Here is an 11844-nt window from a genome sequence, read left to right as displayed (position 1 = left end):
TCTCCCGGCCCAGCCTGCGTGATCAAGGAGTTCGCGTCCGGGAAACCGTGCCCGGCGGACGCAAACTCCTTGATCACCGGGGCGGTGCGAGGCGAGCCTCAGACCAGGGCGCGATCCCGGCCGGCGGGGAAGCGGTCCAGGACGCCGGTGTTCGCCAGCGCGCGGGTGAGGACGTGCGCGCCCAGACCGGCGACGATCGTGGCGCTGACAATCGTGATCAGCGCGTACGGGAGGCGGTAGGAGGCGAAGTCGAACGCCTTGTTCCAGTAGACGAAGTCGAAGATCGCCGCGCCGAGACCGGTCAGCGCACCGGCCAGCACCGCCACCGGCAGTCGGAACGAGCGGTACCGGAACGCGGCGAAGGCCAGCTCGGCGCCGATGCCCTGCATCAGGCCCTGGAGGATCACGATGCTCGCCCACTGGCTGCCCAGCAGGGCGGAGATGATCGCGGCCACGGTCTCGCAGTACAGCGCAGCGCCCGGCTTGCGGATGATCAGGCCGGCGAGCACCGCCGGGATCAGCCACACGCCGTAGAGCACGGCCTGTGCCGGCGGGAAGAACGCGAACGCCGCGTCGGTGGCGCTCCAGAGCAGGCCCCAGGCCCAGAAGACGACGCCGAAGGCGACGGCGATGACCGAGGCGACGACGATGTCGACGGTACGCCAGCGGTTGCTGTCGGTACGGTTCACGGTTGGCTCCCAGTTCGTCGAGGTGAACCAGGAGAAGACGCACGCCGCGCCCGGTGGTCACCGGACGGCGACGCGGCTGGAGGTCGACCGAACTCCCTGCGCTGGCATTACCCAGATCAGGTTCGAGGGTCTGCGGGCACCGGCCCGCACTCTCAGCGCTGTGCGCTCCCCTGTCGGATGTGAAGTTGTCTCGTCGCAGACGCTAGCACCGACCACGGCCCCCGGCCCAGCAGGGCGAGTGTCGGTATGGTGGCGATCATGCTGGTGGATGCGCGGGGACTGACGTTCGAGGTACGCGCCGGCGGCCCCGAGGGCGGTGATCCCGTCCTGCTGCTGCACGGCTTCCCGCAGCACTCCGGTGAGTGGGACGCGGTCACGCCCGCGCTGCACGCCGCCGGGCTGCGCACGTACGCGCTCGACCAGCGCGGCTACTCGCCCGGCGCGCGTCCGGCCGACGTCGGGGCGTACCGGATTCCGGAGCTGGTGGCCGACGCGGCCGCGGTGCTCGACGCGCTCGGGGTGACTCGCGCCCACGTGGTCGGCCACGACTGGGGCGCGATCGCGGCGTGGGGCCTGGCGGCGGCGCACCCGGACCGGGTGCGGACGCTGACCGCGGTGTCGGTGCCGCACCCGTCCGCGATGGGCCACGCGCTCGCCACCGACCCCCGGCAGAAGGTCAAGTCCGCGTACATCGCGTTGTTCCGCAAGCCCGGTACGGCGGAGAAGGTGCTGCTGGCGTGGAACGGCGCCACGCTGCGCAAGCTGCTGAGCGGCGTGGGCGACGCCGAAGCGGTCGCCCGGTACGCCGAGCCGATGCGCGAGCCGGGCGCGTTGACGGCGGCGCTGAACTGGTACCGCGCGATGACCGGGGCGGACATGAAGGCGGTCGCGCCGGTCGGGGTGCCTACTACGTTCGTCTGGAGCGACAAGGACGTGGCGATCGGCCGGACGGCCGCGCAGGCGTGCGCGGCGCACGTCACCGGTGACTACCGGTTCGTGACGCTGTCCGGCGTCAGCCACTGGATCCCGGACGAGGCGCCCGGCCCGCTGGCCGAGGCGATCCTCGCCCGGTGCGCAGGAACGGAGGAGGCATGACGGTGAGCGCCGAGGCGTACCTGGCGGTGGTGACCGAGACGATCGGCCGGGTCGCCGCCGAGCAGCGGCAGAACGTCGCCGAAGCGGCCGACCTGATCGCGGCGGCACTGCAGGCCGACGGGGTGGTGCACGCGTTCGGCACCGGGCACTCCGAGGCGCTGGCCATGGAGATCGCCGGGCGGGCCGGCGGCCTGGTGCCCACCAACCGGATCGCGCTGCGTGACCTGGTGCTGGTCGGCGGCGACCCGGCCGACGTGCTCGGCCCGAAGCTGGAACGCGATCCGGCGGTGGCGCACCGCCTCTACGAGCTGGCGCCGATCCGGCCGCAGGACGTGTTCGTGCTGGCCTCGAACTCGGGCGTGAACGGGGCGATGGTCGAGTTCGCGTCCGTCGTGAAGGAACGCGGGCACGGCCTGGTGGCGATCACCTCCGCGCAGCACTCGGCGCGGATGACCTCGCGGCACCCGTCCGGCCGCAAGCTCGCCGACTTCGCCGACGTGGTGCTGGACAACGGTGCCCCGTACGGCGACGCCACGCTGCCGCTACCCGGCGGCGGCGCGGTCGGCGCGGTCTCCTCGATCACTGCCGCGCTGCTGGCCCAGCAGATCGTCACCGAGGTGGTGGCCCGGCTGGTCGCGGCGGGGCAGCGCCCGCCGGTCTACCTGTCCGCGAACATCACCGGCGGCGACGAGCACAACGCCGAGCTGGAGGCACGGTACGCGGGCCGCATCCGCCGGGGATCCTGAACCGGTTTCGTGATCAGCCGTACGGGGCACAGGCGCTCCTGCCGGTGGGCGTTCACCCGCCGGCCGTGCCGTCTCCCGGGGAGGTCCGCGAGTGTCAAAGGAATCCGAGAAGCAGCGCTGGCAGCGCAACTTCGCCGATCTGTTGCAGGAGCTGCGGGTCGCGCAGACAGGCGTGCAGATCCTCTTCGCCTTCCTGCTGACGCTGCCGTTCAGCAACGGGTTCGGCCGGACCACGGAGTTCCAGCGCGACGTCTACATCCTGGCGCTGCTGACCGCCGCCGCGTCCGCCGCGATGATCATCTCTCCGGTCGCGTTCCACCGGGCGCTGTTCCGGCAGGGGCGTAAGCCGGAGCTGGTCCGGTTCGCCCACCGGATGGCCACCGGCGGCCTGTTCTTCATGCTGATCGCGATGGTCAGCTCGGTCCTGCTGGTCACCGACTTCGTGCTGGACCGGCCGATCGCGTTCCTGCTCAGCGCGCTCACCGGCGTGTGGTTCCTGATCTTCTGGGCGATCCTGCCGTTCAGCAGGCGCAACTGGGGTGAGGACGACATCGACGACGAGGACGACAGCCCTCAGTCGCTGACCGACTGACGGTCCGCCAAATCGGACGTGCACGCAGCGCTACCCCTGGGTAACACCCGGGGGTAGCGTCGTTTTCGTCGCACGTGTCGACGCAGCCGGACCGACGAGGAGGCAGCCGTGACCACGACCCAGAACAGCCGGCCCGAGTCACCGGACGGCGCGGGGCCGCTGCCCACCGAGGCGGGCCAGGTCTCCGAGAAGGAGGCCCGCCAGGTCGCCGAGGCGGCCCGCGAGTCGGCCTGGGACCGGCCCAGCTTCGGCAAGGAACTGTTCCTCGGCCGGTTCCGGCTCGACCTGATCGATCCGTGGCCCCGCCCCGACCCGGCCGAGGTGGCCCGCGCCGACGAGTTCCTCGGCGCGCTGCGCGCGTACCTGACGTCCGAGGTGGACGGCGAGGCGATCGAGCGGGACGCGCGCATCCCCGACGAGGTGTTCCACGGCCTGGCCGGGCTCGGCACGTTCGGCATGAAGATCGACCGGAAGTACGGCGGGCTGGGGCTGAGCAACCTGCACTACTGCCGGGCGCTGATGCTCGTCGGCTCGGTGAACCCGGCGGTCAGCGCGCTGCTCTCCGCACACCAGTCGATCGGCGTGCCGCAGCCGCTGAAGATGTTCGGCACGCCCGAGCAGAAGGATCGGTTCCTGCCCCGGCTCGCCGCCGGTGAGGTCTCCGCGTTCCTGCTCACCGAGCCGGACGTCGGCTCCGATCCGGCCCGGCTCGCCACCACCGCCGAGCCGACCGCCGACGGCACCGGCTACCGGCTCAACGGGGTGAAGCTCTGGGCCACCAACGGCACGCTCGCCACGCTGCTGGTGGTGATGGCCCGGGTGCCGGCCGGTGAGGGGCGGCGCGGCGGCATCACCGCGTTCGTGGTGGAGGGCGACAGCGACGGCATCACCGTGGAGCGGCGCAACTCCTTCGTCGGGCTGCGCGGCCTGGAGAACAGCCTCACCCGGTTCCACGACGTGTTCGTGCCGAAGGAGAACGTGATCGGCGGTGAGGGCAAGGGCCTCAAGATCGCTTTGACCACGTTGAACACCGGCCGGCTCTCGCTGCCGGCCATGTGCGTCGGCGCCGGCAAGTGGGCGCTCAACGTGGCCCGCGAGTGGGCGGCGGACCGGGTCCAGTGGGGCCGCCCGGTGGGCGAGCACGAGGCGGTGGCGAAGAAGCTGTCCTTCATCGCCGCCACCACGTACGGCATGGAGTCGATGCTCGACCTGTCCTGCATGCTCGCCGACGACGACCGCAACGACATCCGGATCGAGGCGGCGCTGGTCAAGCTCTACGCCAGCGAGATGGCCTGGCGGATCGCCGACGAGCTGATCCAGATCCGCGGTGGCCGCGGCTACGAGACGGCCGACTCGCTCGCCGCTCGCGGGGAACGGCCGGCCGCCGTCGAGCAGCTCCTGCGCGACCTGCGGATCAACCGGATCTTCGAGGGCTCCACCGAGATCATGCACCTGCTGATCGCCCGCGAGGCGGTCGACGCGCACCTGTCCGTCGCCGGCGACATCATCGACCCCGACGCCGGGCTGGGCCGCAAGGCGAAGGCGGGCGCGCGGGCCGGCGCCTTCTACGCGAAGTGGCTGCCCACGCTCGCCGTCGGCAAGGGGCAGACGCCCGGGGCGTACCAGGAGTTCGGGCCGCTGGCCGGGCACCTGCGCCACGTCGAGCGGACCTCCCGCAAGCTGGCCCGGTCGACGTTCTACGCGATGTCCCGCTGGCAGGGGAAGATGGAGCGCAAGCAGGCGTTCCTCGGCCGGGTGGTGGACATCGGCGCGGAGCTGTTCGCGATGAGCGCGGTCTGCGTCCGGGCCTACGCCGAGCGGGACGCGCACCCGGAGAACGTCGAGCTGGCCGACCTGTTCTGCCGTCAGGCGCGGCTGCGCGTCGACGAGCTGTTCACCGGCCTGTGGTCGAACACCGACTCGGTCGACGTGGCCGCCGCCAAGCGGATCGTCGCCGGCCGGTACGCCTCGGTGGAGGAGGGTGTCGTCACCCCGCCCGCCGACCTGCCCTGGGTGGCCCGCTGGGAACCGGGGGCGTCCACCGAGCAGGACGTCCGCCGTCGCATCCCGCCCGCCGGCTGACCCCGCCCCGCCCGCCCGGCGGTCGTCCCACCCGGACGGCCGCCGCGGGCGGTCAGCGCGCGATCGCCCAGGCCAGGACGCCGGCCAGGATCAGGCCGTTGAGCCCGGCCAGCACCAGGTACGCCGACGGCGGGATCTTGCGGCCCTTGCGGACGAAACTCACCAGCACGGCCGCGTACCCGAGCAGCAGCACGGCGACGACGATCAGGAAGTACAGCACCCGCACACCTTACCGGCCGCCGCGCAGCCCCAGTTCGCGCAGCTCCAGCGCGGCGAGCGCGTCGACAGTCGCGTCGTCGCCGCGCCGCCACGCCTCGGCGACGTCGGGCGCGATCCGGGTCAGCTTCGACAGCGGCTGACCCGCCAGTGCGCGCAGCGCCAGCAGGTCCCGGCCGGCCGGGACGCCCGCCAGGGCCTTCGCCGCGCCGGCCCGGCGCATCCAGCGCAGGCGCAGCGGCAGCCAGCCGAACAGCACCAGGCCGAGCGGGAACACCAGCACCGCGACGGTCAGCCCGAGCGCGAGCTGCCCGACCAGCTCCTGCTGGTCGCGGCCCGCCTCGGCGACCGCGCGGGCGGCGTCGGCGGCACGGGTGAACGGCGCGGTCAGCTCGTCGCCGACGATCGGCACCCGGCCGACCTTGCCGCCGGCGTCGGCCAGGTTGTCGGCGAGACCACCGCCGGCCCCCTCCAGCTTCTGCCCGGGTACGGCGAGCTTCTCGACCACGTCGTGCAGCCACAGCGCGAAGCGGATCGCCGCGTACACCCAGACGACCACGAGCAGGTCGGTGAGGAACTGGCGGACGGCGGTGGGAAAACGGTCGGCGTAGATCTTCACGCCGGACAGCGTCCCACGGCGCGGGCGCGTCGGCACCTGGCCGATTTCCCGCTCAGTGCGACCCTTCACCGGCGTGACTGACGGCGTCCGCCACGATGTGCGCGACGTGGTCGTCGACCAGCGCGTACGCGATCTCCCGGCCGCGCCGCGACCCGCGCACCACCCCGGCGCCGCGCAGCACCCGCAGGTGCTGGGAGACCAGCGGCTGCGGCGCACCGAGCTTCTCGACCAGCTCGTGCACGCAGCGCTCGCCCTCGGCCAGCTCGCTGACGATCGCGAGCCGGATCGGGGCCGAGAGCGCGCGCAGCAGGTCACCCGCACCCTCGAAGGCGTCGTACCCGTTCGTGCCGGTCACCCTGTAACGGTAACCAATCCCAGCTGCGCCGGCGGGCAGGGCCTCACCGCAGCAGCACCTCGTGCTCGACCGGCTCGGGCGGGGGCGTGGCCCGGTCGGCCCGCACCCGCCGCCGCAGCGCCCGCACACCGGCCGCCGCGAGCGCGACCAGCAGGAACGAGCCGATCGCGACGAGCACCACCGACGCGCCGGGCGCGGTGTCGGCGGTGGCGGCCACCCAGACCCCGGTGCCGGCGGCGAACAGGCCCAGCGCCATGGCCGCCGTCATGGTGGAGCGGAAGCCCCGGGTCACCTGCTGCGCGGTCGCCACCGGCACCACCATCAGCGCGCTGATCAGCAGCACCCCGACCGCCCGCATCGCGATGGTCACGGTGACCGCGGTACCGACCGCGATGACCAGGTTCAGTGTCCGCACCGGCAGGCCGGACACCCGGGCGTACTCCTCGTCGTGGCACACCGCGAACAGCGCCGGACGCAGCACCAGCATGGTCACCAGCAGCACCACGCCGAGGACGCCGATGGTGATCAGGTCGGTGCGGGAGGTGGTGGTCAGCGACCCGAACAGGTACGCGTTGAGCGACCCGCTGCTGGCGTCGGAGAGCCCGACCAGCATCACGCCACCGGCGATGCCGCCGTAGAACAGCAGCGCCAGCGCCAGGTCACCGGAGGTGCGCCCGTACGCGCGGACCAGCTCGATCACCACCGCGCCGAGCGTCGCGGCGATCACCGCCACCAGCACGGGCGAGCGGTTGAGCAGCAGCCCCGCGCCGACGCCGGTGAGCGCCACGTGCCCGAGCCCGTCGCCGATCAACGCCAGCCGCCGCTGCACCAGGTAGATGCCGAGCGCCGGGGCGGCCAAACCGATGATCAGCGCGCCGACCAGGGCGCGGAGCATGAAGTCGTACTGGAAGAGATCCATCTCAGATGCCTGTCCAGAGCCGGGCGGGCTCCTCGTCGCAGTGCGGGTGCACGTGCTCGTGGTCCGGGTCGGCGTGGTGACCGGCCGGTTCGGGCACCGCGCCGTCGTGGGCGATCCCGCCCTGGTGCACCACCACGGCCCGGCTGATCAGCGGGCGCAGCGGGCCCAGCTCGTGCGCGACGAGCAGCACCGTGCCGCCGCCGTCGCGGAACGCGCGCAGCGCCCCGGCGAACGCCTCCTGGCTCGCCGCGTCCACCCCGGCGGTCGGCTCGTCGAGCACCAGCAGCTCCGGCCGGCCGGCCAGCGCGCGGGCGATCAGGGTGCGTTGCTGCTGGCCGCCGGAGAGCGTCGACACCGGGTCGCCGGCCCGGTCGGCGAGCCCGACCGCGTCCAGCGCCGCCGCCACCGCCTCCCGGTCCGCCCGCCCGGCCGGACGCAGTACGCCCCGGCGGGCCAGCCGCCCGGACGCCACCACCTCGCGCACGGTGGCTGGTACTCCGCTGCCCGCGCCGAGCCGCTGCGGCACGTACCCGATGCGGTGCCACTGCCGGAAGCGGCGCTGCGGCGTGCCGAACAGGGCGACCGACCCGGCGCCGACCGGCACCAGGCCGAGCGCGGCGCGCACGAGCGTCGACTTGCCGGAGCCGTTGGCGCCGAGCACGGCGACCACCTCTGAAGCGGTCACTGTCAGCGAGACGTCACGCAGCACCGGGCGGCCGTCGTAGCCGACGGTGGCGTGCGCGATCTCGATCACGGGTGAGGTCATGAACAGTCCAGAGCGGTTCGCAGGGTCTGCAGGTTGGTGCGCATCGCGGAGAGGTAGTCGCCGTCGGCGGGCGGGCCCTCCAGTGGGTCCAGGACCGCCGTCTTCGCCCCGACCTCACGCGCGATCGTCTCGGCGACCTTCGGGCTGACGAGCGTCTCGAAGAAGATCGTGCCGGCCTGGTGCTCCCGGGCCTCCTCGGCGACCTCGGCGAGGCGCTTCGGGGACGGCTCGGACTCCGGGGTGAGCCCGCTGATGCCGATCTGCTCCAGCTGGTAGCGCTCGGTCAGATAGCCGAACGCGGTGTGGCTGGTGACGATCTCCCGGCGCTGGCAGGTGCGCAGGCCGTCGGCGTACTCGGTGTCGAGCTTCGTCAGCTCGGCGCGCAGCGCGCCGGCGCGGGCGGTGTAGTCGGCGGCGTGGTCCGGGTCGGCCTTGCCGAGCCGCTCGGCGAGCTTGTCGCCGATGGTGGCCAGCCGGGTCGGGTCGAGCCAGACGTGCGGGTCCTTGCCGCCGCCCTCCTCGGTGTGCCCGGCCTCGCCCTCGTGGTCGTGGTCGTGCCCACCGGCGGCGGCGTCCCGCAGCGGCGTGACGCCCGCCACGTCGAACGCGCGGTCGCCGCCGTTCTGCTCCACCGCCTCGTCCACCGCCGGCTGGAAGCCGCTGAGGTAGACGACCACGTCGGCGTCGACCACCTGGCCGACCTGGCGCGGGTTGAGTTCCAGGTCGTGCGGCTCGGCGCCCGGCTTGGTGAGGTTGCTGACCGCGACCGTGTCGCCGCCGATCCGCTCGGCGAGGAACTGGAGCGGGTAGAACGCGGCCACCACGTCGACCCTGCCGGGCTCGCTCGCGCCGCCCGAGCCGTCGGCGCAGGCGGTCAGGCCGGCGGCGGCGAGCAGGGCGGTGGTTGCGGCGGTCAGGATGCGGCGCGGTGCACGAACGGTCATGGGCTCAACTGTCCGCGACAACGAAAACTATTGTCAAAAACGCATGATTGCATGTCAGCGCAGGTCAGCTCGGCTCTGCTTCGTGCGGTCAGCCGACCATGAGCCTCGCCAGCGCCACCGCGATCAACAAGGTCAACATCACCAGCCGGAGCATCCGGGTCGCCGGGGCCTGCACCGGCCAGGTGACCGACATCAGCCAGACCAGCCCGCCGGCCAGCACGAGCAGCAGGACGCCACCCGCCGGGCCGGGCGCGAACAGGCCGACAAGCACCAGGGCCAGCGCGGCCAGGAACACCGCCGTCGGGTTGAGCCGTGCCAGCCGGGACAGCACGGGACTCTGCGTACGCTGCATGCCACAAACTCTACGAGGAGGAACGCCGTGCTGGTCACCAACCGGTTCGTGGTGGAAGCCGAAACGGTGGACGAGTTCACCCGGGAGGCGCACGCCGCGCTGGCCGCGCTCGCCGCCCGCCCCGGCTACCTGCGCGGTGAACTGCTGCGGGCGCTCGACGACCCGGACCACTGGCTCCTGGTCACCGAGTGGGAGTCGGTCGGTGCGTACCGCCGGGCGCTCGGCGGATTCGACGTCAAGGTCACCGCCGTGCCGCTGCTCGCCCGATCGGTGGACGAGCCGTCGGCGTACGAGACGCTCGCCGGCGCCGCCCCGGAGGGGGAGATCGTCGTCGTCGCCAGCGATCGTGCCGCAGGCCCGTACCGCTGAGTGCCGGGGCACTACCCTGGCGCGTATGACCGCTCCCGGACCGGCCGCGCCACCCCCGTCGTCAGTTCCGCCCGCGCCGCCGGCGGACCCCGGGGTGCCCGCGCCGCCGCAGGGGCCCGGTGCCGTGCCGCCGTTCGCCGCCCCGCCCACCGAGGGCGGGCGGACCCGGCTCTGGCTCGGCCTCGGCGCGGGCGCGCTCGCAGTGCTGATCTGCTGCGGCGGAGGCGGCGCCGCGGTGGTCGGCCTGGCCGTGAGCAACGCCCAGGCGATCGGCGAGCAGGGCCGGGCCGTCACGAACGACTACTACCAGGCGCTCGTGGCCCGGGAGTGGTCCAAGGCGTACGACACGCTCTGCGACGACATCCGGCGACGCGAGCCCCGGCGCGAGTTCGAGCGGCGGGTGGCGACCGAGCCGCAGATCTCCGGCTACCGGGTCGGCGAGGTCGACCTCAACACGCTCACCGTGCCGGTGGACGTCACACTCGCCGGCGGCCGCCGGGAGGCGCAGACCGTGACGCTGGCACCGGACCAGCAGACGGGCGGCGTGGAGGTCTGCGGGGTGAGCTGACCGGCCCCCGGTATTCTGCTGGGCTCGGGACGGACACGGTCGTACCGTTGTCCCGAACAGCCCGGTTCCATCCATCTCAACCGCGCCGACCGCCAGCCGGCGTAGGAGGAAACATGCCAGCCGACCGTATCGACGCCGTCACCAGCCTCGCCAAGCGCCGGGGCTTCGTCTTTCCCTCCAGCGAGATCTACGGGGGCACCCGGTCGGCGTGGGACTACGGTCCGCTCGGCGTCGAGCTGAAGGAGAACGTCCGCCGGCAGTGGTGGCGGACCATGGTGCAGCAGCGCGACGACGTCGTCGGCCTCGACTCGGCGGTCATCCTGGCCCGCAAGGTCTGGGAGGCCAGCGGCCACATCGCCGAGTTCGTCGACCCGCTCACCGAGTGCCAGTCCTGCCACAAGCGGTTCCGGGCCGACCACCTGGAAGAGGCGTACGAGGCCAAGCACGGCAAGCCGCTGACCTCGCTGACGGAGCTGAACTGCCCCAACTGCGGCAACAAGGGCACCTTCACCGAGCCGAAGATGTTCAACGGCCTGATGAAGACCTACCTGGGCCCGGTGGAGAGCGACGAGGGCATGCACTACCTGCGCCCGGAGACCGCCCAGGGCATCTTCGTCAACTACAAGAACGTGGAGACGGTCGCCCGCAAGAAGCCGCCGTTCGGCATCGCGCAGACCGGCAAGTCGTTCCGCAACGAGATCACCCCGGGCAACTTCATCTTCCGGACCCGCGAGTTCGAGCAGATGGAGATGGAGTTCTTCGTCGAACCCGGCACCGACGAGCAGTGGCACGAGTACTGGCTTCAGGAGCGCTGGAACTGGTACCTCGACCTGGGCCTGTCCGAGGAGAACCTGCGCTTCTACGAGCACCCCAAGGAGAAGCTCTCCCACTACTCGAAGCGCACCGTCGACATCGAGTACCGGTTCCGGTTCGGCGGCAGCGAGTTCGCCGAGCTGGAGGGCATCGCCAACCGCACCGACTTCGACCTGTCCACGCACAGCAAGCACTCCGGCGTCGACCTGTCGTACTTCGACCAGGGCAAGGGCGAGCGCTGGATGCCGTACGTGATCGAGCCGGCCGCCGGCCTCACCCGCGCGGTGCTGGCGTTCCTGCTCGAGGCGTACGACGAGGACGAGGCGCCGAACACCAAGGGCGGCGTGGACAAGCGCACCGTCATGCGGTTCGACCCGCGCCTGGCCCCGGTCAAGGTCGCCGTGCTGCCGCTGTCGCGCAACGAGGCGCTGTCGCCGAAGGCCAAGCAGCTCGCCACCGACCTGCGCAAGCGCTGGGTGGTCGAGTTCGACGACTCGCAGGCGATCGGCCGCCGCTACCGCCGGCAGGACGAGATCGGCACGCCGTTCTGCGTCACCGTCGACTTCGACACGCTCGACGACAACGCCGTGACGGTCCGGAACCGGGACACGATGGCCCAGGAGCGCGTCTCGCTGGATCAGGTCGAGCGCTACCTGATCGAGCGCCTGCCCGGCTGCTGACGTCGCACGAAGAAGGGCGCCGTCGCCGACGGCGCCCTT

15 protein-coding genes and 1 riboswitch are annotated in these 11844 nt (G+C 72.4%); of the genes, 7 read left to right on the top strand and 8 right to left on the bottom strand.

Translation table 11 applies throughout. The features are described from left to right. Nucleotides 1-98: 98 nt before the first annotated feature. Nucleotides 99-689, bottom strand: coding sequence for an ECF transporter S component (locus O7611_RS21435; protein ID WP_194802337.1), 591 nt, complete (start codon nucleotides 687-689; stop codon nucleotides 99-101). 75 nt (nucleotides 690-764) lie between these two features. After that, a riboswitch (TPP riboswitch) is annotated at nucleotides 765-871 on the bottom strand. Between the two features lie 76 nt (nucleotides 872-947). Between O7611_RS21435 and O7611_RS21430 the strand changes: the two genes are divergently transcribed. From O7611_RS21430 to O7611_RS21415, 4 genes are all read left to right on the top strand, one after another. Further along, the gene (locus O7611_RS21430) at nucleotides 948-1784 is read left to right on the top strand and encodes an alpha/beta fold hydrolase (RefSeq protein WP_269697477.1); all 837 of its coding nucleotides are present in this window, start codon (nucleotides 948-950) and stop codon (nucleotides 1782-1784) included. Beyond that, the gene (locus O7611_RS21425) at nucleotides 1781-2530 is read left to right on the top strand and encodes an SIS domain-containing protein (protein WP_269697476.1); all 750 of its coding nucleotides are present in this window, start codon (nucleotides 1781-1783) and stop codon (nucleotides 2528-2530) included. Before O7611_RS21430 ends, O7611_RS21425 begins: the two co-directional genes overlap by 4 nt. 91 nt (nucleotides 2531-2621) lie before the next feature. After that, nucleotides 2622-3122: a DUF6328 family protein gene (locus O7611_RS21420; RefSeq protein WP_194802334.1), complete on the top strand. Its 501-nt coding sequence runs from the start codon at nucleotides 2622-2624 to the stop codon at nucleotides 3120-3122. 108 nt (nucleotides 3123-3230) lie between these two features. Continuing rightward, a complete protein-coding gene (locus tag O7611_RS21415) occupies nucleotides 3231-5204 on the top strand; it encodes an acyl-CoA dehydrogenase family protein (RefSeq protein WP_194802333.1) in 1974 nt (657 codons plus the stop codon). A 52-nt stretch (nucleotides 5205-5256) separates the two neighbouring features. Here O7611_RS21415 and O7611_RS21410 read toward each other — a convergent pair whose 3' ends face one another. The 7 genes from O7611_RS21410 to O7611_RS21380 form a co-directional block, all read right to left on the bottom strand. Beyond that, nucleotides 5257-5424: a hypothetical protein gene (locus O7611_RS21410; RefSeq protein WP_194802332.1), complete on the bottom strand. Its 168-nt coding sequence runs from the start codon at nucleotides 5422-5424 to the stop codon at nucleotides 5257-5259. A 9-nt stretch (nucleotides 5425-5433) separates the two neighbouring features. Continuing rightward, nucleotides 5434-6039, bottom strand: a complete 606-nt coding sequence (locus O7611_RS21405) for a hypothetical protein (RefSeq protein ID WP_194802331.1) — start codon at nucleotides 6037-6039, stop codon at nucleotides 5434-5436. A gap of 52 nt (nucleotides 6040-6091) precedes the next feature. Further along, the gene (locus tag O7611_RS21400; RefSeq protein WP_013287947.1) at nucleotides 6092-6394 is read right to left on the bottom strand and encodes an ArsR/SmtB family transcription factor; all 303 of its coding nucleotides are present in this window, start codon (nucleotides 6392-6394) and stop codon (nucleotides 6092-6094) included. Nucleotides 6395-6437: 43 nt separating this feature from the next. Next, the gene (locus O7611_RS21395; RefSeq protein WP_135241564.1) at nucleotides 6438-7313 is read right to left on the bottom strand and encodes a metal ABC transporter permease; all 876 of its coding nucleotides are present in this window, start codon (nucleotides 7311-7313) and stop codon (nucleotides 6438-6440) included. Between the two features lies 1 nt (nucleotide 7314). Continuing rightward, nucleotides 7315-8079, bottom strand: coding sequence for a metal ABC transporter ATP-binding protein (locus O7611_RS21390; RefSeq protein WP_194802330.1), 765 nt, complete (start codon nucleotides 8077-8079; stop codon nucleotides 7315-7317). Next, entirely contained in the window at nucleotides 8076-9023 is a 948-nt protein-coding gene (locus O7611_RS21385; RefSeq protein WP_194802329.1) for a metal ABC transporter substrate-binding protein, read from the bottom strand. Before O7611_RS21385 ends, O7611_RS21390 begins: the two co-directional genes overlap by 4 nt. An 88-nt stretch (nucleotides 9024-9111) precedes the next feature. Further along, complete coding sequence (locus O7611_RS21380) at nucleotides 9112-9375, bottom strand: DUF6703 family protein (RefSeq protein ID WP_269697475.1); 264 nt, start codon at nucleotides 9373-9375, stop codon at nucleotides 9112-9114. Between the two features lie 27 nt (nucleotides 9376-9402). On the opposite strand from O7611_RS21380, the gene O7611_RS21375 reads away from it, so the two are divergent. The 3 genes from O7611_RS21375 to O7611_RS21365 all read left to right on the top strand — a co-directional run bounded on the left by O7611_RS21375 (nucleotide 9403) and on the right by O7611_RS21365 (nucleotide 11805). Then, complete coding sequence (locus tag O7611_RS21375) at nucleotides 9403-9744, top strand: antibiotic biosynthesis monooxygenase family protein (RefSeq protein WP_194802328.1); 342 nt, start codon at nucleotides 9403-9405, stop codon at nucleotides 9742-9744. A gap of 94 nt (nucleotides 9745-9838) precedes the next feature. After that, nucleotides 9839-10312 (top strand): Rv0361 family membrane protein, encoded by a 474-nt coding sequence (locus tag O7611_RS21370; RefSeq protein ID WP_194802396.1) that lies wholly within the window; start codon nucleotides 9839-9841, stop codon nucleotides 10310-10312. 113 nt (nucleotides 10313-10425) lie between these two features. After that, complete coding sequence (locus tag O7611_RS21365; protein ID WP_194802327.1) at nucleotides 10426-11805, top strand: glycine--tRNA ligase; 1380 nt, start codon at nucleotides 10426-10428, stop codon at nucleotides 11803-11805. Nucleotides 11806-11844: the final 39 nt, after the last annotated feature.

Origin of the sequence: Micromonospora sp. WMMC273 (assembly GCF_027460285.1) — a bacterium.
GTDB lineage: Bacteria > Actinomycetota > Actinomycetes > Mycobacteriales > Micromonosporaceae > Micromonospora > Micromonospora aurantiaca.
The sequence above is the reverse complement of the archived record's forward strand: the minus strand, read 5'-3'. Positions and strand labels throughout refer to the sequence as shown.